Here is a 22344-nt window from a genome sequence, read left to right on the forward strand (position 1 = left end):
TTTATCGCCGCAGTCCAAAGGAATTTATGAATAAGCATTTTCCAGCAATTGAATTAAACGCCGCCGGAATGAGGTTCGCCATTGTCGTCAGCCGGTTTAACGCAGAGCTGACGGCACAGCTCGCCGGCGATGCGGAAACATGTTTGCAGGAAAACGGTGCGGCGGAAATTAAAATTTTCCAGGTGCCGGGTGCGTATGAAATTCCGGTGGTTATCAACGAGCTGGCAAAAACCGGCGGATTTGATGCGCTGATTGCTCTTGGCGTGGTGGTTGAAGGCGAAACACCGCATGCGCAGATGATCGGCGAGTCAACCGGACTTGCGCTGCTGGATATTGCGCGCGAGTATGGTGTTCCGGTCATTAACGAGATCGTCGGCACACGGAACTGGGAACAGGCGGCGGCACGCTGCACGAGCAGCCGCACAAGCCGCGGCTGGTACGCCGCTGAAGCGGCGATTGAAACCGCCGGCGTGATGAAACAATTAAAATGATTTTTCGGAGTGCGGCGATGGCGTGCAGCATATCGCCGCTTGTAAGCGGATTTAACATAGAGGAAACAGCGGTGATATGTCCGACGGCTTTATTCCCGCAATTCGAAGGTGACTTATGAGCAAAATTACCGGGCGCCGGCTGGCGCGCGAGTGGGCGGTGCAGTTTTTGTTTCAAACGGAATTTAATCCGGAAGAACTGGATGTTGCGCTGCCGGATTTCTGGAGCGATCCGGATAAAAAACCGGCGGCGCGCGACCGGGCGTATGTTGAGGATGTTGTACGCGGCGTGCTGGAAAAACGCCGTGAGCTGGACCGTATGATTTCGCGCTATACCGACAACTGGGACATGGAGCGGCTCGGCGTGCTCGACCGCAACGTGCTGCGCGTTGCTGTGTATGAAATGATGTTTCGCGGCGATATCCCGCCGGTGGTTTCTATCAACGAAGCGGTTGAAATTGCCAAGGCCTACAGCAACCGGGGGTCCGGCCGGTTTGTCAACGGTGTGCTCGACCGCATTCAAAAGGAGATCGGCCGCCCCGGACGAAGTACCTATACGACACAATGAATTCGCACGAACCATTCATGCAGCGCGCGCTCGAACTCGCGCGGCGCGGCGAAGGACTGACGCGGCCGAATCCGCCGGTCGGTGCAGTACTGGTTCGCAACGGAAAAATTATTGCCGAGGGATTTCATAAAACCGCCGGCAGCGCGCACGCCGAAGTAAACTGTTTGAAGAAAATCTCCGGCGATCTAAAACACACCATGCTCTATGTAACGCTTGAGCCGTGCTCAACATGCGGCAAAACTCCGCCCTGCACCGACTTGATTTTACAGCGTAAAATTCCGCGTGTGGTCATCGGCGCCAAAGATCCGAATCCGGTGCACGCCGGACGCGGAATCACAATTTTACGGCGTGCGGGAATCGAGGTGAGCACCGGAATCTGCCGCACGGCAGCGGAGGAACTCGTTGCGCCGTTTGCCAAACGCATTCTCACCGGTCTGCCGTTTGTCACGTTGAAGCTCGGTGTAACACTCGATGGACAGATTGCCGATTCATCCGGAAAATCAAAATGGATTACCGGCGCGCCGGCGCGCCGGCGCGTGCAGGAGCTTCGGCGGCGGGTCGATGCAATCCTGGTCGGCGCCGGAACGGTGCGCGCCGATAATCCGTCGCTGCTGCCGCGCCCGGCAAAAGGACGCAAACCGTGGCGCATTATCGCCGGCGGGGCAATTCCGGCAGATTCCGCTGTGCTCACCGATGAAGCGGCGGAGCGCACGATCGTGACTCGCGCCCCGCCGGAAGACATTCTGCGCGATCTCGGCGGGCGCGGCATCATGCACGTTCTGTGCGAGGGCGGCGGCGAGCTTTCCGGCGCGCTGATCCGCGCCGGTTTGGTCGACGAACTTCTGATTTTTATGGCGCCGGCAATTCTCGGCGGTGCCGGCATTCCAATGTTCGGCAAGCGGGGCTGGATGCTGGACGATATGCCGCAACTGGTTTTTAATGATGTTGAACGGTTGGGAGAAGATATTTTAATTAAGGCAGCTATGTCGAAAGTCTGAACGTCGCCGGTCGAATGTCGAGACCTTGGGCATTCAGAGCTGCGACTGAAGAAAGGAGTGTTTATGTTTACCGGAATTATTCAACGGCTGGGAAAAGTAACCGATGTGACGATGAGCGGCGAAGCGGGACGGATTACACTGGAACCGAACCGTCCGTTTGATTCGCCGGTCAATCTCGGCGACAGCATCGCAGTGAACGGAACATGCCTGACGGTTGCGGCCATGGGCGAAAACAGTTTTTCATTTGACGTGCTTAAAGAGACATTTGATAAGACAAATCTCGGCGAAAAAACCGCCGGTTCGATGGTCAATCTGGAACGCGCGCTGGCGCTCGGCGATACGCTTGGCGGACACATTGTTACCGGCCATGTCGACGGCACCGGGGTTGTCCGCAAAATTGAGCGCGTCGACCGCGATTTTAAATTTACCATCGAAGCGCCGCCGGAGATGTTAATGCTGATGGTGTATAAAGGTTCGATTGCACTCAACGGAATTTCGCTGACGGTTGCGGAGCTAACGGACGATGGTTTTGTGGTGCACATCATTCCGCATACCATTGAAGAAACCGATATGTCTGAGTTTAAGATCGGCACGAAAGTGAACCTTGAAGCGGATATCCTCGGTAAACATGTGCAGCGCATTCTTGAATTCGGCGGCGGGCAGGAATACCGGGTCCGCTTTGAAAACATGAATGTTGCGAAATAATTTTTTGACCGGATAACAGGAGCTCTCAGATATTATAAATCCTGTAATCCTGTCTAAAATTTCAAATAGAAAGGACAATACAATGACAGAAAATGAAATGTTGAAAATTTTTGAAGATACAAAAGCGCTGCTGAACGGTCACTTTGAACTGCGCTCCAAACTGCATTCAGACAAATTTTTCCAATGCGCGCTGCTGTTGCAGTATCCGCGCATTGCCGCGCAGGTTTGCGCCGCGCTGGCGGAGAAGATGAAGACGACTCCCGGACTGACGGAGGTGGATACGGTCATTTCTCCGGCGCTCGGCGGAATTCCGGTTGGACACGAAGTTGCGCGCGCGCTGGACAAACGTTTTATCTTTGTTGAAAAAAATGCCGACAAAATGCTGGAGCTGCGCCGGTTTAAAATTGAAGCGGGCGAACGGTTTCTGGTGGCTGAAGATGTGATCACGCGCGGCGGCCGCGTGCAGGAAACGGTTGATATTGTTGAACAGCACGGCGGTATTGTGAAAAGCATCGGTGTGCTGGTCGACCGCAGCGGCGGCAAGGCGCAGTTTAACTATCCGCTGGTCAGCCTGCTGAACATTGAACCGGTGACGTGGGAGCCGGCGGAGTGTCCGCTGTGCAAACAGGGACAGCCGCTGATTCATCCCGGAAGTTAATATAATATTGTATCTTTATTTAATTTTCTTGTTCAAATTATCTTGATTCAACGCACTAAATTTTCTGACAGAATTCCCAGTGAGTAACTTCACACTTGAAAGCATCCTATGATGGTGTAACTTTTATATGTAACACTAGTTCAAGAAATTCTATTGGGGGATTTGTTAGAAAAGCCGATCTCTGATATTCATAGGACAAATAGATGAAACGTCGAAAAGAACTTTTTTTCTTAACGTTTGAGGAAGCCAAAGCCGCTGCAAAAAAAAACCGCAGCTATCTAGTTCGTTCTCCTGACCGGTCTGGATGGTTCGTCGGAGTACGGATATGGTCGGAACCTATATCTAAGTCCGACTCTCGTACAAAAGAAGATGATTCCCTGGAATATGCCGATCAACCACCGATTCCTGGGACTTGGGAGTATTTTAAGCAGGACGTTGGACCAGACCCATCTGTCAATGTGTGGGGTGTTCCCGGAGAGGAATACACTGAAGACTGGAGCGATTGTTTTGATGACATGGAGCCGGGATAAGCGGGCAACGATCAAGTGGAAAAGTATTTTTTAAATTAACCGTAGAAATGGCTGTTGGGTTTGCAACGTCACCTTTTAGATCTCTTGGGTCTGATTGAACCGGTGACGTGGGAGCCGGCGGAGTGTCCGCTGTGCAAACAGGGACAGCCGCTGATTCATCCCGGAAGTTAATTGCGATTTTCTGTTGTCGTGCCCGCTGCAACGCCGTACACTCCTCCCTCAATTTTGTTCTTGAAATCTGAAGGAGAGAATATGGCGCATCCGCTCGAAGCACTGCTGGTCCTGCAGGAAAAGGATCGTAAAACTGCCCGTCTCCGCCGCGAAGTACGAGACATTCCGATTCGAAAATCGGACATTGAAAAACAGCTCGAAGGTGCAAAAGCCAGACTCGAATCCGCCAAAGAAGAGCTGAAACGACTGACTGCCGAACTGCATCAGATTGAAGTTGACGCTGCCTCCCGGCGCGAAAAAATCACGAAATATAAGCAACAGCAGATGGAAGCCAAGAATAATGAGCAGTATCGTGCGCTGCTCAGTCAGGTAGCCGTTGAGGAACAGGAGATCTCTGTACTGGAAGACCGCGCGATCGGACTCATGGAGCAGAACGAAACGGCCAAAGCCGCCGTAGCCGAACGCGAAGCGGAGCTGAAACAAGAGGAAGCCGGTGTCGCAGAAGAGATTGAGATGCTCGAGGAGCGGTTAAAAGAGGTTGAAGCAGAGATTGCTGAACGGATCAATGACCGCAAACATTTTGCCGCCGGGATAAACAACCCGCCGCTGCTTGCCCGGTATAACCGCATTCTTACCAATAAAGGTGATTTTGCCGTCGTCGAAGTGGATAAAGACTATTGTACCGGCTGCCATATGAAACTGCCGCCGCAGATCATCAACGATGCACTGAATCCCGCCAAGCTGGTTGCCTGCAGTTATTGCGGACGTATGCTGATTAACCGGCGCTGAAAAATTTCAGCGCTTTAATTTTTTCCGGTATTCGCGACCTTTGGCGATAATTTCTTCTTCGCCGGCAACATGCCGGCGCTGCATCAAAATTTTTCCGTTGCAAATCACCGTGTCAATACAGCTGCTGCCGGCACTGTAGACCATATCGTCGATCAGATGATATCCCGGCGCGAGCCGTTCGTTATTCAAATCAGCCAGCATGCAATCGGCGAGTGCGCCTTCGGCAATGCGTCCGCTGTCGAGTCCGAAAATTCCGGCGCCGGCGCGGGTTCCGGCGTACCACGCGTCCTGTGCGTTCAGCGCAGTGGGATTGCCCGTAAAATGTTTTTCAAGCAGCGCCGCCGTCTTTATTTCGGCGCGCATATCCAACGAGTTATTCGATGAGCATCCGTCGGTTCCGATAGCAATCCGGATGCCGGCGCGCACTGCATCGGAAAACCGGAATTTGCCCGATGCAAGTTTCATGTTTGAAACAGGACAGTGCAACGCTTTCACACCGCGCGCAGCCAGCAGATCCATTTCCGCCGGCAACAGCCAGATGCAGTGCGCCGCTGTCATGCGCGGTGAGAGAACGCCGATGGAGTCCAGATATTCCGGCGGGCGCATGCCGGTGTGCACCATACAATCCCGCACCTCTTTTTCAGTTTCGGACAGATGCGTATGAATCGGCAGGTCGTTTTCTCCGGCAAATTCGGCGCACCAGCGCAGCAGTTTTTTTGATGCGGTGTAGATGGCATGCGGGCCGAGCTGAAAAATAATGCGGTCGCTGTACTGCCGGTGCTCTTCATACAGCCGGCGCACCAGCGCAATTGCCTCTGCGGTTTTTTGCGGATTGCCGGCGTCAATTAATACATTCGACAGTGCGGCGCGCAGGCCCATCTCTTCCACCGCGCGCGCCGTGCCGTGAAAATACCAGTACATATCATTAAAAAATGTCGTGCCGGATTTAATCATTTCCAGACACGCCAGCCGTGCGCCGTTGTAAATATCCTCTTCCGTCAGCGTTGCTTCGAGCGGCCAGATATACTCATTCAGCCAGGTAAACAGCTCGAGATCGTCGGCGTAACTGCGCATCAGCGTCATTGCTGCGTGCGTGTGCGCGTTGTGGAACGTCGGCAGAATTGCAAAGCCGCGGCCGTCAATAACTGTACCGGCTGACATACCGGCGCACGCGCCGATTGTTTTAAACCGGCAGCCGTCAATCAATACATCCACCGGCGCGCCGTCCAACTCAACCTGCTGAATCAGAATGCTCATTTTTTCTTTGTCTTATAAGAAAACGTAGGTTTTTCTGCCAGAACGGGTGAGTCAAAATTCCGCTCAAACGTTATTTTTAAATCTGCATTCAATGCCTGTGCAACGCGCCGCAGCATGCTCAGAGAATGTCCCTTATATGCCGGTGATTCCAACCGGCTGATTTGCTGCTGTGATGTGTGCAGCATTTCCGCCAATTCGGCTTGAGAAAGTCCGGCTTCTTCTCTCAGTTCAGCAATTTGAAGCGCGACATCCCACGCTTCACCGGCACGTTCGAAGCGGTTGAAAAAATCTTCATCTGCTAAACGTTTGTTCAGATATGCATCAAAATTTGTTTCACGTTGTTTCATTCCGTTTGACCCAGTCTTTCCTTCGCCCGGCTGCCGTTTGCAAATCGCGTGCAGGAATCGATGTGCCTTTATTACGGATTCCGTGTACCGCGATAATTCTTTGTCCGCGCATGAAAAAATACAGAACGCGGATATTTAATTTTCCAACATGCCGCAACTCAAACAACTCATTGCCCAGCGACTTCGAAAGCGGAGGGCGGTGATATTGACAGTGACGCAATTTTGCCAACCCTGCCATCACTGCAGCAAAATCACAGGGATCGCTTATTTCCAATTCATCCAGAAATTCACGAACCGGAGTTCTTCCGTTTTCTGACACATAAAACTCTACGCTGAATTGCATACCGGTCAACATCAAATTTGATGTATTTAGTCTTGCGGACGATTTGAATTTGCGAGCAGGGCGGCGAATTCTTTTTCCGGCAGCAGGTTTTTTTCGCGGACGAGCTCCGTCAGCGTTTTGCCCGTGGCAAGACTCTCTTTTACAAGTTCTGCCACACGATCATAGCCGAGAACCGGGTTTAAAATTGTCGGCAGCCCGGCACTGCGCTCGAAGTAATTTTTACAGACCGCTTCATTCGCCGTGATTCCGCGCACGCATTTTTTGTCCAGCGCCGCGCAGACGCGGATCAGAATGTTTAACGACTTAACAATATTCACGCCGACGAGCGGCATGTGCGTATTTAATTCAAGCTGACCGGCGGCGCATCCTGCGGCTACCGCCGCATCGTTGCCGACCACCTGGAGGCAGGCCATATTCGCAGCTTCGCAAATGCCCGGATTAATTTTGCCGGGCATAATTGATGAGCCCGGTTCCACTGCCGGCAGATTAATCTCGCCGAGTCCGGTATTCGGGCCGGAGCTGATCAGACGCAGGTCGTTCACAATTTTATTAATATCCAGCGCCAGCAGTTTCAATGCGCCGGAAAATGCGCCCATATCGGAAAGGAACTGCGTAATTTCAATACCGTTCGTGGCGACGCGATATTCCTGTCCGGTGGCCTGATTCAATGCACTGATAATTTTTTCGCGAAAGGCCGCCGGGGTATTTACACCGGTGCCGATTGCGTTGCCGCCGACTCCCAGTTCAAGCAGATCCATGCACGTACATGCCACGCGCCGTTCCGCTTTACGCAACGCATGCGCCCATGCCGCAAATTCCTGTCCGAGCGTTACCGGCACCGCATCCTGCAGATGCGTGCGGCCGGCTTTCCAGACACCAGAAAATTCATCCGCTTTTTTATTCAGCGCCTCAATCAGCTCGTCCAGCGCCTGAAACAGTGCGCCGCAGCGCTGCACCGCCGCGACACGAATTGCCGACGGAAATATATTGTTCGTCGACTGGCCCCTGTTTACATCGTCGTTCGGATGAACCGTTTTGCGGTCGCCGCGCGCACCGGCAAGCGATTCCGCTGCCAGATTCGCCAGCACTTCGTTTACATTCATGTTACTGGACGTGCCGGAACCCGCCTGAAACAGATCGATTGGAAACTGATCGTCAAACCTGCCGCTCAGCACATCGCCGCACGCGCCGGCAATCGCCACTGCTTTTTCAGGTGACAGGAGACCGAGCTCCGCATTGGCCGCCGCACACGCCTGCTTCAACTGAACCATCGCGTAAATCAATTCGACAGGCAGCGGCTCGCCCGCCATATTAAAATTCGCAATCGACCGGCAGGTATGCGCGCCGTACATCGCATCGTCCGGAACCTGAAGTTCGCCGAAAGAATCTTTTTCTGTTCTCATAATACGCTGGATTTTATCCATCACCCGGTGAGATTGGAACGCAAAACAGAAAGGAAATAATTCAAACCGCGGATCAAACGGATATAAACTAATTTTTCAACCGCGAATGAACGCCAATGAACGCGAATAAAAAGGTAGGGGTGGCGCGCCGTCGTCATCCGCCGCACGAATACAAAACAGAGACTTTTAATTTTCCGACGCATGTGGTATTCTATGCCGCAATGAAAGAAGAACAGGATATTCGGTGGAAACAACGGTTCCGGAATTTTGACAGAGCATTTGTGCTTTTGCGCGGTGCGCTGGAAGAAGCGGACGTCGGCGAATTTAATCCGCTGGAGCAGGAAGGACTCGTTCAGCGGTTTGAATACACGTTCGAACTCGCGTGGAAAACCGCCAAAGATTACCTGATTGAAAATGGCGCGACATTTCTGGAAATCACTCCGCGCAGTGTAATCAAAGAGGCATTCGCCGCCGGAATTATCAAAGACGGCGATGTGTTTATGAAAATGATGCTCGACCGCAATCTGATGTCGCACTGCTACGACTTTGCAAAATTTTTAGAAGTCATCGGTCGCGTAAAAACAGATTATCTGCCGGCGCTCGGTGAACTGCACGATTTCTTTCTTGGAAAAATAATATGACCGCCGGACTGGACGAAAAAACTGCAACGTTGATCCGCACCGTTCTCAAAAAATTTCCGGCGGTTGAGCGCGCCGTGCTTTTCGGCTCACGTGCTAAAGGAATGCACGCCGCTAATTCCGACATCGACATCGCGTTTTTCGGCGAAATTGATTCACAACTGGCAGAACAAATCAGCCTCGATTTAAACGAACTCCCATTGCCGCAGAAATTCGACGTTCAACCTTATGCCGGAATAAAAAATCCGGCGCTCAAAGATCATATCGACCGCATCGGAATTACCGTTTATGAGCGGTGAAAAATTTGACCGCTGATAGAGTGGGAATATAAACGGATTTTTCAACTGCGAAAAAATATAAGTATGTAACCTTCGCGGCATTTAATTAAAACATTTGCCGAATGGGAGTATCGCCCAGCAGTTCACGTGGTCGCGTTTCGCTCTATATTAAAATTCGCAATTGATCAGTACGTATGCATACCATAGCGTTACATTTACTCGGAGAGTTTTTTTCAATTCTCACTTTCGCCCTTCTTTTCGTCAAATTGCATAATTTGTTTGAGTATGGGTTCAAAGTCTGTAAAAAGATCGGCTTTCAGTACAAATCCTAAATTTACTGGGATATCGCTATTTGATCGCGGTTCCAGTTTTGTTGGGATATTCTTAACGATAATGGTTCCTTCTACTGTATATTGTGGACCTGCGTAAATTATGCCTAGAAAATTAATCTGTCCTCCGCCTGCTATGAAAGAAGAGTTTTCAATATAAGCACCTTCATTAAAACGAAATACTGGCGAGCCATTTGATCCCGGGAAACATGCTGCATCAATAAGAAATTCTTTTTTTCCTTCATAATCTATTTGTGGATTCGTTGCGGTAACACCCTTTCGGGTAATGGGCAAATTATTTTTTGAATCCCATAACCCAATCGGATAACCAAGGAAAATAATGTCTTGTAACGTTCCCATAGTTGATGTGGTTGGCAAAAGTAATGAATCATCCAAACAAATGTAGAATGGGTTCTTTCCTTGCATTTCTGCACGTTTTATCAGAGGTGCAATAAGCATAATACAAAGATCAATGGACGTGTCCGGATGAGGAATTCACAGCGATTCAAAATTATCAAATGCTACGGAAAAATAACTGCCAATTTTGGGTAGTGAATTAGTTCCTCTTTCGGTGAGATAAAATTGCCCTTTTGTTGCACCCTTTATGACGTGTTTACATGTCACAAGAACGGGAACGTATGACCCGTTTTCGTTGTCATTAAAAAAAGAAAAGAAAAAAGCTGTGCCGGTGCCATTTTCAGTTTGAATTCTAACCGTAGTGTGAGTTAGCCGTTCAGAAATAGATAAAGGTGATTCTGCTTTTATAGCGCAATAGCTGATAATGATTAATAACTGGATAGTAAATAAATTTTTCATACATTAAATGTTGAAAGATTAAAATACTTAATTACAATTTTTATTTTTAAAAAGTTTTGTCGTATAATGAAGGGTGATATTGGTTAAATCTTTGCCGCCGAGCACGCGGGCGATTTCTTCGGTGTGGGCGTCGCCGGTGAGTCGGGGAATTTGCGTGAAGGTGCGTCCGTTGCGAACCTGTTTTGAAACGGCGAATTGGAAACTGATCGTCAAACTTACCACTTAGCGCATCGCCGTGCGCTCCCGCAATTACCACCGCGCATGCCTGCTTCAGCTGAACCATCGCATAAATTAATTTAATCAATCGCCATCGTTTTTACGGATGTCATGATTGATGCGCATGGAGCAGAATTTTTCTCCGCACATGGAGCAGTAACGCTGTTTAACTTCAAATTTTTCTCCGGGCGGCATGGACTGTTCGCGGAACCGGCGTGCGCGTTCGGGATCGAAGCACAGGTTAAACTGATCTTCCCACCGGAATTCAAACCGTGCCTTGCTGATTGCGTTATCGCGTTCCTGAGCACCGGGGATCCCTTTGGCAAGGTCGGCGGCATGTGCCGCAATTTTATGTGCGACAACTCCTTCGCGCACGTCATCTTTATCCGGCAGACCAAGGTGTTCTTTCGGCGTGACATAGCACAGCATAGCACAGCCGTACCAGCCGATGATTGCGCCGCCGATGGCACTGTTGAGATGATCGTAACCGGCGCCGAGATCGGTGACTAAGGGGCCGAGCGTATAGAACGGCGCTTCATAACAGTCGGCGAGTTCGCGTTCCATATTTTCTTTGATCAAATGCATCGGCACGTGACCGGGACCCTCAATCATCACCTGACAGCCGTGCTTCCATGCAACCTGCGCCAGCTCGCCGAGTGTTTTAAGTTCACCGAATTGCGCGGCATCGTTTGCATCGGCAAGACAGCCCGGGCGCAGTCCGTCACCGAGTGAAAATGCAATATCATACGCCCGGCAGATTTCGCAGATTTCTTCAAAGTGCGTATAGAGAAAACTCTCTTCGTTTTTTGATTGCATCCACTGCGCCATAATTGAGCCGCCGCGGCTGACAATTCCGGTCAACCGGCCGTTTGCGAGCGGAATATGCTCTCTTAAAATTCCGGCGTGTATAGTGAAATAGTCGACACCCTGCTCCGCCTGTTCAAGCAGCGTCTCTTTGTAAACGTCCCAGTTGAGCGCATCGATCGCGCCGGAAACTTTTTGCAGCGCCTGATACAGCGGCACCGTGCCAATAGGCGCCGGACAATGACGCAGAATCGCTTCACGGGTCTCATGAATCTGCTTTCCGGTGGATAAATCCATAACAGTGTCGGCACCCCAGAGAATCGCCCACTGCATTTTTTCGAGCTCTTCTTCGATTGACGAGCCAAGCGCGGAGTTACCAATGTTGGCATTAACTTTAGTGCGGAATTTTCTGCCGATTATCATCGGCTCGCTTTCCGGATGATTGCGGTTGGCCGGAATAATGGCGCGGCCGGCGGCAACTTCGTCACGCACAAACTCCGGCGCGACCTGCTCGCGAATGGCTGCAAATTCCATTTCCGGCGTGATGATCTTCCGGCGGGCAAATTCAAGCTGCGTTGCATGTTCACGTGCGGCGATCCACGGCGCACGCAATGCAGGCAGAACGCCGCCGGTTTGCGGGCCGGATGTATCGTAAACGCGGACCGGTGCATTATAACTTTTTTGAGTTCCGTCGGCGTTCAGCGTATGCGCGAGTTCAATTTCGCGAAACGGCACACGTACGCCGGTAATTTTCCCATCCACATAAACTTTCCGCGAGTGCGGGAACCAGTTTCCGTATCCATTATTTTTCATCGTTTTCTCCATTGGCGGAGCGGAAGGGATACGGTTCAACGCGCTTCCCTTCGCGGCATTATCCGCGCAGGTTCATAGGGTTTGTTCTCAGCAATCCGCATTCCGGATGCACCCCCGGCAATCCGCAGACTTTACATGAAGTACTGCTGTAACAAAGAACAAAGTGCACAATCGTTAAAGAACCGAACGCCGGCGAATTGTTTTATAACATCACAGTATGATGCAACTGTTTTGAAGAAACGAATTCAATTTCATGCGAATCGAATTTTAATTGTGCGCGGTCAGGCTGAACCGTGAGTTTAAATTTTGTTTCCGGCCGGCGGTGTTTGAAAATATTAACCAGCAGGATTGCTTTCTCAAGCCCGTCGCCGGTTTGAAAATTCCAGACTTCATCGGGCTGGGCGAGTCGCGGTGCAGCGTAAATTGAATCGGAATTCAGCACTGTAATTTTTTCAATGAGCTGCTGATCGGAAAAATCTTTGGTTTCGTCAATAGAAACCGGATTGCGCTCAAGCGCCGCTTTGAAGAAGGGCGCCCAGTCGGAACGGGTCATATCGCGCAGAGCATAAAATGAAAGCTCGGCGGCAGAGTTTTCAGTGCGCATGCTCTCGAGATAAGCGATGATTTCTTCACGGGTCATGCCAGGCATGATCTCCAGTTTTTTCCACGGCACAGACTGTTTGTTTTCCATCGCCGGAAATTCCGGTTCGAGATGAACGAATGAGGCCAGTGCCGCAAGCATTTCATTTTTGTGTATGCTGGTGCATTCCAGCTTTTCACCGAGCTCTGCCATGCCGGCGGCGTCGTAATATTTCATCGGGGCCTGCTTAAAAAACTCTTCGAGTTTCGGCATGCAGATGCGGTCTTGAATCGGCGAGGGATAAAACTCTCCGCTGTCGATCTCCTCAAGCAGTTTGTCGCGCGTGCCGTCGCTGACTTTATAGGAACTGCCGTGTTCATAGGCATACGCGCGTTCGGCGGCGATCCACCGTTTTTTACCGTGAAACATGTGGCAGATCTGAAAACATTGCTGGAAGCGCGAATGCTGCCGTAAAAAATTTGCGAGAATCTCAAAGGTGATGCCGGTGGAGAGATAGGCGCCGATCTGCTTTTTGAACCGTTCGTAATGCGCCGGTTCCATCGTATATTCCGGATAAACGCTGTGAACATATCCGGTATTGTTGAGCACCATCGTAATTTGTTCATGCCGCAGGGCGCGCTGGGCTTTATCCGTCAGTTCCGTGCCGTTGAACCACATGTTTTTGGTGACAATACGCCGGTTGTTCGTCAGCAGCCCGTCGTCCACCATAACAAAATTCTGTGAATGGAGCGGGGTGGCCATCAGGAAAATATCTTCCAGCGGAATGCCGCACACAATGAACAGCGCAGCGGCGTACAGCGCAGCCAGCGAAACACATTCACCGGCGCCGGCACGATAGTTTTTTTTGCGCACAAACGCATTCATCGCCTCCACCGTTTCCGTTTTCCAGTAGGGAATGATATCCGCCGAGTATTTTTCGAGTCCGAAATGCCGGCGGATATCGAGATCAAAATAGTGTTTATCGCCTTCGTAACCGAACAGCGCATTGCTCTGGCTGATGGTTTTCAGATCCATATACGGTGCAAAGCGTTTTAATTCAGTCTCTTTGCTGGTGAGCCCCCACGTATCGAGGTCGAGGTTGAATTCATAATGATCCATGATGAATTGTTTGAGCCGGTCGATTTTCCGGCGCGGACTCATTTTATCGATTTTTTTAAACCACGGATCATTGCGCCATTCCCAGACAGACGGACTCATCAGGTTCGCCAGTACCAGGGCATAAAACAGATCCGGGAAAACAAAAATTTCCATGTCGGAAAGGGTGATGGCGGAAGAGTATTTTTCTAAATTTTCCGGTGTAAATGTTGACATTATTCGTGCGCTCCTGTGAATTTTGCTTTTCCAAACTTACAAAAGCGTATACTAATGACGTTTCAAATCAAAGGATTTGCTATGTCTGATAAAATGGCACTGCCGGAAAACGCTCCCCGCCCGGACGAAGATGTTCTGCTCGATCTCAATTTCGTACCGCAATGGGCAAAAAAAGAGCCGGGGATCAATCACTATGGGATTTCCGACCGCACGGAGCGGGAGCGGTCAGACCGCCGGCCGCGCGAACGCTCCGGCGGGCGCAGTGAACGCCGGCGGGATCGTGACGACCGCCGCGGCAGCCGTCCGCCGCGGCGTGAACGTGAGCGCAACGACGACCGCAGCGAACCGCGTCGCGGGCTGCCTGACCGGCGCGAGCACCGTCCTGAGCGGGTCGAGCTGCCGGTGGACATTAAATTCCTGCCTGACCAGAAGATGCTCGGTTCCATGGTGCGCCAGATTCATCACTCTAAACGCGCGTATCCGCTGGTTGATCTCGCCGGACTGTTCCTGGCCGACACCAAGGGGCATCTGGTCAAGATCGAAGTCCGTTCCGGTTCCGATTATAAATTTTACCAGGGACGTAAGTCGAAGATTGTTGCGACCGGTCGCGAAACACTGCTTAACCAGATTATCAGCGATCACCTCGACACCTTTTTCATCAAGGAAGAACTCGATGTTGAACCGCCGGCCGGTGTATTCCCGATGATCGCCAAAATCGACGACATGCTGATTGGCCCGCCGAATCACCACAGTTATGCTGACCGGCTCGCCGAAATCCACCGCACACGCTATGCCGGTATGCCGTTCGAGCGCTTTAAAGAAAAAGTCCAAACCGTGCGCGAAGAGGAACTCATTGAACGGTGGAAACAGGAAGCCTCGAAAAAAACAGTCTATCGCCTGAAAGACGCGCCGGCAGAAAACGCCAGAGAATTTTCACTCATTCAGGCGGAAGAGTATCTCCGCACCGCCGCTGCCGGTGATGAAATTGAAGAAGTCACGCGCGCCGTCATTCCCTCTGCGCTCGCCCGCAAAATTAAAGATTACAATCTCATTCGCATGATTCGCGAAGCCTGGCAGGCCGAAAGCCGGTTTCCGATCTCACTGTCATTTGCCTTGCGCGCTGCTTTCCGGCACCTGCACCTTTATATGTTTAAAGCCGGCCGGAATATGAACTTTGTCACCGCTGTAAAACCCGATCCGATTGCACCGGATGCAACGGTTGAAAATATCCGCGTCGTGCTCGAATTTCTGGCTGACCATCCCGGCTCAACGCGTGAACAGCTGGTAGAAGAATTGTGCCCCGGCGCAGAAAAAGATTCACCCGCCGCACTCGAAATTCTAAATCCGATCCGCTGGCTTGTGGAGCGCGGGCACCTGATCGAATTTTTTAACGGCACGCTCTCCGTTCCTTCGCGGCGGCGCAGAAGACAGTAGACGCGGCGCCCTCGCCGCGTTCACGAACGCAGGGTACGCGGCGAGGGCGCCGCGTCTACTTTTTTAACCATTCGAGCAGCTCAGCTTTGTTTGCAAACGTTCCCTCAAGCTGTGCATCATACGCTTTTTTCAGCAGCGCACCCATTGCCGGACCGGGAGGAATGCCGCGCGCAATCAGATCGGCGCCGGTAATCCAGCGCGGCGGCAGCACCGGCTCTGCTTTAAAGTTGTCTCGTTCGCGCCGGAGAAATTCATAGTTTCCGAGCATGCGGTGACTGCTTGCGCAATCAAGCCGGTGCAGTTCAAGCTCGAGTTCAAAGGTTTCGGCGCCGATCAGTTTACGCAGCGTGGAGCGGTTCATGTTCTGAACATCTTTGAAACGCATGTGCCGGTCGATGGCAATTACGATGTGCCTGATCTCTTTCGCCGGCAGCCGCAGGCGCCGCAAAATTTCTTCCGCCATGCCGGCGCTGACGTGCTCGTGATTATGAAAACGCCAGCGGTCGGTTTTGAAGGCCGTCGCCGGTTTGCCGACGTCGTGCAGCAGCACGGCATAAGCCAGTTCGCGCGCCGGGTGTTCCGGCATCATATTCAGCATTAAGACGGTGTGTTCAAATACATCGCCTTCGGGATGAAACTCCGGCGGCTGTTCCTGTCCGATCAGCGGCAGAATTTCCGGTATGATAAATTTTATCAAACCGAGTTCAACCAGTTCACGCAGGGCATCCCCGGGGTTCGGGCTTTCGGTGAGCGTGCGCGAAAATTCATTTTCAATCCGCTCCGGACTGATTTTCGCCAGCGCCGGTGCGTGCCGGATTATTGTAGCGCGCGTTTCGGTTTCGATATCAAAACCGAGCGTGAATGCAAACCGCACTGCACGCAGCATGCGCAGATGATCTTCGGCAAAACGCCGGTCCGGTTCGCCGATGGCACGCACGAGTTTATTTTTTAAATCCGCCCGCCCGCCAGTAAAATCAATAACTTCATTTTCCGCCGGATCATAAAACATACCGTTGATGGTAAAATCCCGGCGCTGTGCATCTTCTTCGGCACCGGAAAATTTAATCGACCCGGGACGGCGTCCGTCCTGATATCCGCCGTCGGCGCGGAATGTCGTTACCTCGATTTCGATCCCGTTTTCAACCACAATAATCACGCCGAATGCTTTTCCCACTGCGACGGTTCTCGGGAAGAGCGCTTCAATCTGTTCCGGCAAGGCGTCTGTTGCGATGTCATAATCTTTGGCAGGGCGGCCGAGCAGCATGTCGCGCACCGATCCGCCGGCGAACAGGGCGGCAAAACCGGCGGTGCGAATTGTGTTTAAGATTTTGAGCGCGGTTGTATAAACTGTGTCCATTAAAAAGATAGTGGAGAAATCCGGTGAAAAAGTTAATTCTGTTTTTCTGTTTAATTTCGGCGGCACTTTTCGCGGAGTGGCGGGAACACGCGGACAAGTTTCAGGAAACGGCGCGCGACAGCGGGTTTAAACCGCCGGCGGAGTTTTTTGTTTTCCTCGATCATGCCGAAGGAATACCGGCGGTGGAGCACGGCGCCATGTACCGCTTCATCACGCATCCGATCAGCTTTCTCGAAGAGTCCGGTATCGGCATTACCGCACTGCTGATTCTGCTCGGCGGATTTCTGCTTAATTTTACACCGTGTATCCTGCCGATGATTCCGGTGAATATTGCCATTATCGGTGATTACACATTGAAGCCCGGCGGCGCGTTCGGCACGCATGCGCGCGGATTTATTCTTGGCGGAATTTACGGGCTGGGCATTGCCACCGTGTACGGGCTGCTCGGCCTGATCGCCGTGTCCGGCAGTCGTGCGCTCGGGTCACTCAATTCAAACCCGTGGTTCAATGCGGCGATCGCAGCCGTTTTTGTGCTGATGGCCCTGGCGATGTTCGGCGTTTTCAACATTGATTTTTCACGGTTTAGCGCCGGACAGAATCTGCGCTTTCAAAGCCGTTACATCATGTCGTTTGTGATGGGCGGAATCGCGGCACTGCTCGCCGGCGCGTGCATTGCGCCGGTCGTTCTGTCGGTGCTGCTGCTCGCCGGCACGCTGTATGCCGCCGGCAACAGTGCCGGAATTTTTCTGCCGTTTCTGCTCGGCGTCGGCATGGCACTGCCCTGGCCGTTTGCCGGGGCCGGAATTGCGCTGCTGCCGAAACCGGGCAAATGGATGAATACGGTAAAATATATTTTCGGCACCGTTATTTTAATGATCGCATTGTATTATGTGCGGGTTGCATTTTCATTAACGCAGCGTCATACAGCGACCTACGATCCGGCGCTACTCGCAACGGAATTTGCCGGCGCGCTGGCAGATCAACAGCCGGTGTTCCTGGAGTTTACGGCGGACTGGTGTACGAATTGTAAAGCAATGGAAAAACATACATTCAGCGACGGGGCCGTAAAAAAGCGGCTGGCGAATTATCGCGTGATCAAAATCGACGCGACCGACTTCCATAATCCCGAAGTCAGCGCCATTCTCGATTATTTTGACGTCAAAGGTCTGCCGACCTACAGTGTGCTTAAAGTCAAATAAACAGGTATTCGCCGTGCCGCCGGCGCTGTTTACTCAACAACTTCCAGCATGGCACGGCGTCCGTCGCGCGCGGCGATGGCACCAAGCAGTACGCGCATTGCTCCGACGGTTTTGCCGCTGCGGCCGATGACTTTACCGACATCTTTTTGATTACAGCGAAGTTCATAGACAACGCTTTTGTCGCCCTTGACTTCAGTGATTTTGACATCGCGGGGATGATCGACAAGTGCGGCGACCATCTGCTTAACCAGTTTTTTCATGGCTTAAGCCTCCTGCGTTTCAACGGCGGGCGTCTCTTCCGCAGCGGGGGCTTCGGCTTCCACCGGCGCCGATTGCTTGTCGGCGACAGCGGCCGGAACTTCCACCGGTGCCGCCGGCGCTTTAGCTTTCGGTGCAGCCCCGATCGCAACACCCTCGCCGGCTTCCGCTTTTTTTACCAAACTTTTCGCGGTGGCAGAAAGCTGTGCGCCGGTACCGAGCCAGTAGTTCACGCGCTCAATATTCACGCTGAAATTATCACTCTTCTGTTTAGGATCGTACCAGCCAAGCACTTCAAGAAAACGGCCGGTGGTTGCAAAGCGGGAATCAGCCACAACGAGGCGGTAGAACGGTTTGTTGCGGGCGCCCATTCGACGTAAACGTATTTTTGTTGCCATAGTATCTATACTCCAGTCCAATATTGCAGACTTCCTGTCTGCAGAGAAAGAGGAGCATGTCTACCTGATTCCTGCTGCCGCATCAACCTTTTTTGACGCAGAATTTTAAACCAATCTGCCCGATATATCATACTGATGAAAATTTGAACCTGCGGCGCAGCTTCCCCGGCAGGACGCATTTCCGGATTTGACCGGAGTTACAGGATACAAATCCTGTCCGGTTTATTTATCCGGTTATCCGGCCCGAACTGCCTTTTTGTACAGGGGAGCTAAGTGCCTGGTTCTATAATTTTAAAATTTTAATCGCTGTCGGCCTGTTTGTCTTTCCGGGCCGCATCAATAACTTTTTGCGCGATATTGGCCGCAACGGGTTCGTAGCGCGCAAACTCCAGGTCAAACGATCCACGCCCGCCGGTGATCGACCGCAGTTCGGAACAGAATTTAAATGTTTCGACCTGTGGAACTTCGGCGGTAATCACCTGCAGTCCTTCTTCTACATCCATGCCGAGAATGCGTCCCCGCTTGGTATTGAGAATTCCGGTGATGTCGCCCATGTACTCATCCGGCACCATCACTTTCAGCGTCATGATCGGCTCCAGCAGAACAGGTTTCGCTTTTTCGATGGCTTCGTGCAGCGCACGCGAACCGGCGATTTTGAACGCGACTTCAGAAGAGTCAACGTCGTGATAAGAGCCGTCATACAGTTCCACTTTAACGTTAATTACCTGATCGCCAACGAGCGGTCCTTTGGTCATGCCTTCGAGGAAGCCTTTCTGACACGCCGGAACAAAGTTACCGGGAATTGCCCCGCCGACAAGTTTGTTGCTGAACCATTCCGGATCGGACGGGTCTTTTGGAAATACACGTACATAGCACTCGCCGTACTGTCCGCGTCCGCCGGACTGTTTTTTGTGTTTATAATGTCCTTCGCCGGTGGTCGTGATGGTTTCTTTATAGGCGACTTTCGGTGTGCTGCGGGCGATATCAACGTTGCTGCGGTTTTTGATGCGTTCAAGTGTTACATCGAGATGCATGTCGCCCATGCCCCACAGAATGGTTTCGTGTGTTTCAGTGTTGCGCTCAATCCGTATAGACGGATCTTCTTCTGCGGCGCGGTTAAGTGCAGTGCCGATTTTATCTTCGTCGCCTTTCGTTTTCGGCTCAACCGCATACGCCGTGAGCGGATTCGGAAACTCGATCGCCGGAAAGGTGATTTTTTCCGCCGGATCGCACAGCGTATCGTTAAGAAATGTATTTTTCAGTTTCGGAATGGCGATGATGTCCCCGGCTTTCGCTTCGAAACAGTCCGACTGTTTGCGACCGTTGATGAAGAAAATTGCGCCGATACGTTCTTTTTCATTTTTTGTGCTGTTGAGCACTTCGCTGTTCGGGCGCAGCAGTCCGCGATAGACGCGCACGAAACTAAGCTGACCGGTAAAAGGATCGTTGACAGAACGCCAGACAAATCCGGCGAACGGCTGATCTTCAGCGGTGGAAAGTTCAGCGCCGTCAGCAGATTTTACCGGATAATCTTCCGGTGACGGGAACAGACGGCTGATCGTATCCATCGTTTCTTTAACGCCGGCATGCGTTTTGGCAGATGCTGCAAAAACCGGAATCAGCGCCGTTTTGTGCACCGCTTTCCGGATTCCGTCGGAGAATTCGTCCGCCGTCAGTTCTTCGCCGTTAAAATATTTTTCAATCAGCGAATCGTCTGTCTCGGCGGCAAGTTCAATCAGATGATCTTTTACCGCTTTTACAGCATCCGCCATATCTGCCGGAACAGATGCGGCCGGCGTATTCAGTACATCCACTCCCGACTTATAGTCCGCCGCCGGCAGAACCACCGGCACGCAGCGGCTGTCGCCCCACAGTGCCTTGATTTCATTCAGCACTTTATTAAAATCCGCATCCGGTTTGTCGAGACCGGTGATTACAATCCCGCGCGGCAGATTACGTTTTTCGCACATGCGCCACGCGCGGAATGTTCCGACCTGAATACCGGAAACCGCATCCACTACAAGCAGCGCGGCATCGGTTACCGCCGCCGCCGCGGTGAGCTGTCCGATAAAATCGGCGTATCCGGGCGTGTCGATCATCACAAAGCGGCGCTGTTTCCCGCTGGCGGCAATGTAAACGCCGTCGAACGGTTTAGCCCAGATCGAAATCAAGTGCGCCTGCTCTTCTGCCGTCCAGTCCGCTATGCTCGTTTTTTCCGCCGGCGAACCGACGCGGTCATTTGTGCCAAGAATGTTAAGCATCACATCCAGCAGTGATGTCTTGCCGCTGCCGGTATGGCCCATTAATGCAAAATTACGCACACCCGAGATCGGAATTCCTCTCATTGCACAGCTCCTTGAATTAATTGTTAATAAAAACCTTTTGCTGCACCGGCAGCACACAATACGCAACGCTATGAAAAGAACTCATAGAATACACAACAATCCGGCGCATCGCAATAAAGAAGAGGAACAATTGTATGTGATCTGGCTTATAAAAAGATCTCTGCAGCGGAAGCGGTGAGTTGTGCCGCGCATATATTTTACGCTACACTCTGGCAATGAAAAAACTGCAATGGATAAAGATAGTCGCCACCGGTTTCGGCACAGGATTCAGTCCGGTGCTTCCCGGAACAGCGGGAACACTCTGGGGGATCCCGCTGGCATGGGCGGTTTTTCAACTGCCGGAGCTTTGGATGCACATTGCAGCATGCGTTTTTTTAACGGTGCTGGCCGTTCCCGTCTGCGCCATCGGCGAGCTTTTGTTAATGAGAGGCAACGATCCGGGATGCATCGTTGCCGACGAATTTTTCACACTGCCGATCTGCTTTCTCGGGCTGCCGTTCACGGTCAAAACAATCATGACCGGATTTATTTTCCACCGGATTTTCGATATTACCAAACCGCCGCCGATCCGGCAGCTGCAGAAGATCAAAGGTGGCACCGGGATTGTGATTGACGATTTTCTGGCCGCGCTGCTCGCACTCGCTGCAAATCATTTTCTATGGCGCGTGATTTATTAGAGCGTATTAAGAAAAATTATAGCCGCAAAAAACACAAAAAATAAGGTTCAAGACAAGTTAATGGGACGCTTTCTTAACATTTTTAACAGTATCTGATAGAGATCTTCATGGCGATGATTAAATCGGAATTCGCACTCTTTCAGGTGAAGATAAAACGTGGATTTATGGATGCCTCTAAACTTCGATAAACGGACTTTTGCAATGCTCCAGAAGTTTTCGATTCCGTTGATATGATTACGTCCGGTCGCGAACTCATGTTCGCCATGATGAACTCTATAATGCTTCTGATAACCGAAATTCACCAGCCCGTCGTAGCTTTTAAATCCATCGGTATATACGGTCGAGTCGACATCCACTTTCTGTTGTATAATCGGGAGTAACTCCTTTACAGAGCAGTTCTTAACAACCTGAGTGTAGACACGGCTCTTTCGTTTGATCAGTCCGAACACGATGGGTTTCCCTTTTGCGCCACGTCCGCGAATACCTCGGACACGACGGGCGCCAAAATAGCTTTCATCCAGTTCAACTTCGCCGCATTTAAACGGACTGTCCAGTTCGCAACACTCCGCAATCCGCTGACGAACTGCATAAAAAATCCGGTTGATGGTGTTGC

The 22344-nt window shown here is 51.5% G+C and carries 26 protein-coding genes and 1 riboswitch; of the genes, 12 read left to right on the forward strand and 14 right to left on the reverse strand.

Annotated features, from left to right (window positions below; genetic code table 11):
• Nucleotides 1-26: 26 nt before the first annotated feature.
• The 7 genes from ribH to WC959_10985 all read left to right on the forward strand — a co-directional run bounded on the left by ribH (nucleotide 27) and on the right by WC959_10985 (nucleotide 4907).
• Nucleotides 27-491: a 6,7-dimethyl-8-ribityllumazine synthase gene (gene ribH, locus WC959_10955; protein MFA5689647.1), complete on the forward strand. Its 465-nt coding sequence runs from the start codon at nucleotides 27-29 to the stop codon at nucleotides 489-491.
• Nucleotides 492-606: 115 nt separating this feature from the next.
• On the forward strand, nucleotides 607-1056 hold the full coding sequence (gene nusB / locus WC959_10960; GenBank protein MFA5689648.1) for a transcription antitermination factor NusB: 450 nt from the start codon (nucleotides 607-609) through the stop codon (nucleotides 1054-1056).
• Entirely contained in the window at nucleotides 1053-2054 is a 1002-nt protein-coding gene (gene ribD, locus WC959_10965; GenBank protein MFA5689649.1) for a bifunctional diaminohydroxyphosphoribosylaminopyrimidine deaminase/5-amino-6-(5-phosphoribosylamino)uracil reductase RibD, read from the forward strand. Before nusB ends, ribD begins: the two co-directional genes overlap by 4 nt.
• A gap of 63 nt (nucleotides 2055-2117) precedes the next feature.
• On the forward strand, nucleotides 2118-2759 hold the full coding sequence (locus WC959_10970) for a riboflavin synthase (protein MFA5689650.1): 642 nt from the start codon (nucleotides 2118-2120) through the stop codon (nucleotides 2757-2759).
• 82 nt (nucleotides 2760-2841) lie between these two features.
• Nucleotides 2842-3417 (forward strand): orotate phosphoribosyltransferase, encoded by a 576-nt coding sequence (gene pyrE, locus WC959_10975; GenBank protein ID MFA5689651.1) that lies wholly within the window; start codon nucleotides 2842-2844, stop codon nucleotides 3415-3417.
• A gap of 203 nt (nucleotides 3418-3620) precedes the next feature.
• The gene (locus WC959_10980) at nucleotides 3621-3947 is read left to right on the forward strand and encodes a hypothetical protein (protein MFA5689652.1); all 327 of its coding nucleotides are present in this window, start codon (nucleotides 3621-3623) and stop codon (nucleotides 3945-3947) included.
• Nucleotides 3948-4199: 252 nt separating this feature from the next.
• On the forward strand, nucleotides 4200-4907 hold the full coding sequence (locus WC959_10985) for a C4-type zinc ribbon domain-containing protein (GenBank protein MFA5689653.1): 708 nt from the start codon (nucleotides 4200-4202) through the stop codon (nucleotides 4905-4907).
• A 6-nt stretch (nucleotides 4908-4913) separates the two neighbouring features.
• On the opposite strand, the gene WC959_10990 is transcribed toward WC959_10985, so the two are convergent.
• Genes WC959_10990 through WC959_11005 form a run of 4 tightly spaced genes read right to left on the reverse strand, consistent with a single transcriptional unit; the run spans nucleotide 4914 to nucleotide 8257 of the window.
• On the reverse strand, nucleotides 4914-6164 hold the full coding sequence (locus tag WC959_10990) for an amidohydrolase (GenBank protein ID MFA5689654.1): 1251 nt from the start codon (nucleotides 6162-6164) through the stop codon (nucleotides 4914-4916).
• Nucleotides 6161-6511, reverse strand: coding sequence for a helix-turn-helix transcriptional regulator (locus WC959_10995; GenBank protein MFA5689655.1), 351 nt, complete (start codon nucleotides 6509-6511; stop codon nucleotides 6161-6163). The genes WC959_10990 and WC959_10995 overlap by 4 nt, the downstream gene beginning before the upstream one ends.
• Entirely contained in the window at nucleotides 6498-6854 is a 357-nt protein-coding gene (locus tag WC959_11000; GenBank protein ID MFA5689656.1) for a type II toxin-antitoxin system RelE/ParE family toxin, read from the reverse strand. The genes WC959_10995 and WC959_11000 overlap by 14 nt, the downstream gene beginning before the upstream one ends.
• Nucleotides 6855-6880: 26 nt before the next feature.
• Nucleotides 6881-8257, reverse strand: a complete 1377-nt coding sequence (locus tag WC959_11005; GenBank protein ID MFA5689657.1) for an aspartate ammonia-lyase — start codon at nucleotides 8255-8257, stop codon at nucleotides 6881-6883.
• Nucleotides 8258-8373: 116 nt separating this feature from the next.
• Between WC959_11005 and WC959_11010 the strand changes: the two genes are divergently transcribed.
• On the forward strand, nucleotides 8374-8898 hold the full coding sequence (locus WC959_11010; GenBank protein MFA5689658.1) for a nucleotidyltransferase substrate binding protein: 525 nt from the start codon (nucleotides 8374-8376) through the stop codon (nucleotides 8896-8898).
• Nucleotides 8895-9194 carry a nucleotidyltransferase domain-containing protein gene (locus WC959_11015; GenBank protein MFA5689659.1) on the forward strand — a complete coding sequence of 100 codons (300 nt, stop codon included), beginning with the start codon at nucleotides 8895-8897 and terminating at the stop codon, nucleotides 9192-9194. Before WC959_11010 ends, WC959_11015 begins: the two co-directional genes overlap by 4 nt.
• A gap of 212 nt (nucleotides 9195-9406) precedes the next feature.
• Here WC959_11015 and WC959_11020 read toward each other — a convergent pair whose 3' ends face one another.
• From WC959_11020 to WC959_11040, 5 genes are all read right to left on the reverse strand, one after another.
• Nucleotides 9407-9961: a hypothetical protein gene (locus WC959_11020; protein MFA5689660.1), complete on the reverse strand. Its 555-nt coding sequence runs from the start codon at nucleotides 9959-9961 to the stop codon at nucleotides 9407-9409.
• 36 nt (nucleotides 9962-9997) lie between these two features.
• Nucleotides 9998-10318, reverse strand: a complete 321-nt coding sequence (locus WC959_11025) for a hypothetical protein (GenBank protein ID MFA5689661.1) — start codon at nucleotides 10316-10318, stop codon at nucleotides 9998-10000.
• 27 nt (nucleotides 10319-10345) lie between these two features.
• Nucleotides 10346-10540, reverse strand: coding sequence for a hypothetical protein (locus WC959_11030; protein ID MFA5689662.1), 195 nt, complete (start codon nucleotides 10538-10540; stop codon nucleotides 10346-10348).
• 78 nt (nucleotides 10541-10618) lie between these two features.
• Nucleotides 10619-12151, reverse strand: a complete 1533-nt coding sequence (thiC, locus tag WC959_11035; protein ID MFA5689663.1) for a phosphomethylpyrimidine synthase ThiC — start codon at nucleotides 12149-12151, stop codon at nucleotides 10619-10621.
• 28 nt (nucleotides 12152-12179) lie between these two features.
• A riboswitch (TPP riboswitch) is annotated at nucleotides 12180-12277 on the reverse strand.
• 76 nt (nucleotides 12278-12353) lie between these two features.
• Nucleotides 12354-14063: a hypothetical protein gene (locus WC959_11040; protein ID MFA5689664.1), complete on the reverse strand. Its 1710-nt coding sequence runs from the start codon at nucleotides 14061-14063 to the stop codon at nucleotides 12354-12356.
• Nucleotides 14064-14144: 81 nt separating this feature from the next.
• Between WC959_11040 and WC959_11045 the strand changes: the two genes are divergently transcribed.
• On the forward strand, nucleotides 14145-15497 hold the full coding sequence (locus WC959_11045; GenBank protein MFA5689665.1) for a hypothetical protein: 1353 nt from the start codon (nucleotides 14145-14147) through the stop codon (nucleotides 15495-15497).
• 55 nt (nucleotides 15498-15552) lie between these two features.
• On the opposite strand, the gene WC959_11050 is transcribed toward WC959_11045, so the two are convergent.
• Nucleotides 15553-16854, reverse strand: coding sequence for an HD domain-containing protein (locus WC959_11050; GenBank protein ID MFA5689666.1), 1302 nt, complete (start codon nucleotides 16852-16854; stop codon nucleotides 15553-15555).
• A gap of 23 nt (nucleotides 16855-16877) precedes the next feature.
• Between WC959_11050 and WC959_11055 the strand changes: the two genes are divergently transcribed.
• A complete protein-coding gene (locus WC959_11055; protein ID MFA5689667.1) occupies nucleotides 16878-18053 on the forward strand; it encodes a cytochrome c biogenesis protein CcdA in 1176 nt (391 codons plus the stop codon).
• Nucleotides 18054-18082: 29 nt separating this feature from the next.
• On the opposite strand, the gene WC959_11060 is transcribed toward WC959_11055, so the two are convergent.
• The 3 genes from WC959_11060 to WC959_11070 all read right to left on the reverse strand — a co-directional run bounded on the left by WC959_11060 (nucleotide 18083) and on the right by WC959_11070 (nucleotide 21054).
• Nucleotides 18083-18313, reverse strand: a complete 231-nt coding sequence (locus WC959_11060) for a KH domain-containing protein (protein MFA5689668.1) — start codon at nucleotides 18311-18313, stop codon at nucleotides 18083-18085.
• Between the two features lie 3 nt (nucleotides 18314-18316).
• Nucleotides 18317-18709 carry a 30S ribosomal protein S16 gene (gene rpsP / locus WC959_11065; protein ID MFA5689669.1) on the reverse strand — a complete coding sequence of 131 codons (393 nt, stop codon included), beginning with the start codon at nucleotides 18707-18709 and terminating at the stop codon, nucleotides 18317-18319.
• Nucleotides 18710-19008: 299 nt separating this feature from the next.
• Nucleotides 19009-21054, reverse strand: a complete 2046-nt coding sequence (locus tag WC959_11070) for an elongation factor G (protein ID MFA5689670.1) — start codon at nucleotides 21052-21054, stop codon at nucleotides 19009-19011.
• A gap of 215 nt (nucleotides 21055-21269) precedes the next feature.
• Between WC959_11070 and WC959_11075 the strand changes: the two genes are divergently transcribed.
• Nucleotides 21270-21731 carry a phosphatidylglycerophosphatase A gene (locus tag WC959_11075; GenBank protein ID MFA5689671.1) on the forward strand — a complete coding sequence of 154 codons (462 nt, stop codon included), beginning with the start codon at nucleotides 21270-21272 and terminating at the stop codon, nucleotides 21729-21731.
• Nucleotides 21732-21778: 47 nt separating this feature from the next.
• Here the strand turns inward: WC959_11075 and WC959_11080 are convergent.
• Nucleotides 21779-22344: IS1595 family transposase (locus WC959_11080; protein MFA5689672.1), on the reverse strand; the 566-nt coding region annotated here is incomplete at its 5' end.

The sequence above is a fragment of the Kiritimatiellales bacterium genome (genome assembly GCA_041656295.1).
GTDB lineage: Bacteria > Verrucomicrobiota > Kiritimatiellia > Kiritimatiellales > Tichowtungiaceae > Tichowtungia.

Bases quoted from the DNA above. Each gene is read 5' to 3' on its own strand.
- ribH (MFA5689647.1), top strand. From the start codon at position 27: ATGAATAAGCATTTTCCAGCAATTGAATTAAACGCCGCCGGAATGAGG.
- nusB (MFA5689648.1), top strand. From the start codon at position 607: ATGAGCAAAATTACCGGGCGCCGGCTGGCGCGCGAGTGGGCGGTGCAG.
- ribD (MFA5689649.1), top strand. From the start codon at position 1,053: ATGAATTCGCACGAACCATTCATGCAGCGCGCGCTCGAACTCGCGCGG.
- WC959_10970 (MFA5689650.1), top strand. From the start codon at position 2,118: ATGTTTACCGGAATTATTCAACGGCTGGGAAAAGTAACCGATGTGACG.
- pyrE (MFA5689651.1), top strand. From the start codon at position 2,842: ATGACAGAAAATGAAATGTTGAAAATTTTTGAAGATACAAAAGCGCTG.
- WC959_10980 (MFA5689652.1), top strand. From the start codon at position 3,621: ATGAAACGTCGAAAAGAACTTTTTTTCTTAACGTTTGAGGAAGCCAAA.
- WC959_10985 (MFA5689653.1), top strand. From the start codon at position 4,200: ATGGCGCATCCGCTCGAAGCACTGCTGGTCCTGCAGGAAAAGGATCGT.
- WC959_10990 (MFA5689654.1), bottom strand. From the start codon at position 6,164: ATGAGCATTCTGATTCAGCAGGTTGAGTTGGACGGCGCGCCGGTGGAT.
- WC959_10995 (MFA5689655.1), bottom strand. From the start codon at position 6,511: ATGAAACAACGTGAAACAAATTTTGATGCATATCTGAACAAACGTTTA.
- WC959_11000 (MFA5689656.1), bottom strand. From the start codon at position 6,854: ATGCAATTCAGCGTAGAGTTTTATGTGTCAGAAAACGGAAGAACTCCG.
- WC959_11005 (MFA5689657.1), bottom strand. From the start codon at position 8,257: ATGAGAACAGAAAAAGATTCTTTCGGCGAACTTCAGGTTCCGGACGAT.
- WC959_11010 (MFA5689658.1), top strand. From the start codon at position 8,374: ATGAACGCGAATAAAAAGGTAGGGGTGGCGCGCCGTCGTCATCCGCCG.
- WC959_11015 (MFA5689659.1), top strand. From the start codon at position 8,895: ATGACCGCCGGACTGGACGAAAAAACTGCAACGTTGATCCGCACCGTT.
- WC959_11020 (MFA5689660.1), bottom strand. From the start codon at position 9,961: ATGCTTATTGCACCTCTGATAAAACGTGCAGAAATGCAAGGAAAGAAC.
- WC959_11025 (MFA5689661.1), bottom strand. From the start codon at position 10,318: ATGAAAAATTTATTTACTATCCAGTTATTAATCATTATCAGCTATTGC.
- thiC (MFA5689663.1), bottom strand. From the start codon at position 12,151: ATGAAAAATAATGGATACGGAAACTGGTTCCCGCACTCGCGGAAAGTT.
- WC959_11040 (MFA5689664.1), bottom strand. From the start codon at position 14,063: ATGTCAACATTTACACCGGAAAATTTAGAAAAATACTCTTCCGCCATC.
- WC959_11045 (MFA5689665.1), top strand. From the start codon at position 14,145: ATGTCTGATAAAATGGCACTGCCGGAAAACGCTCCCCGCCCGGACGAA.
- WC959_11050 (MFA5689666.1), bottom strand. From the start codon at position 16,854: ATGGACACAGTTTATACAACCGCGCTCAAAATCTTAAACACAATTCGC.
- WC959_11060 (MFA5689668.1), bottom strand. From the start codon at position 18,313: ATGAAAAAACTGGTTAAGCAGATGGTCGCCGCACTTGTCGATCATCCC.
- rpsP (MFA5689669.1), bottom strand. From the start codon at position 18,709: ATGGCAACAAAAATACGTTTACGTCGAATGGGCGCCCGCAACAAACCG.
- WC959_11070 (MFA5689670.1), bottom strand. From the start codon at position 21,054: ATGAGAGGAATTCCGATCTCGGGTGTGCGTAATTTTGCATTAATGGGC.
- WC959_11075 (MFA5689671.1), top strand. From the start codon at position 21,270: ATGAAAAAACTGCAATGGATAAAGATAGTCGCCACCGGTTTCGGCACA.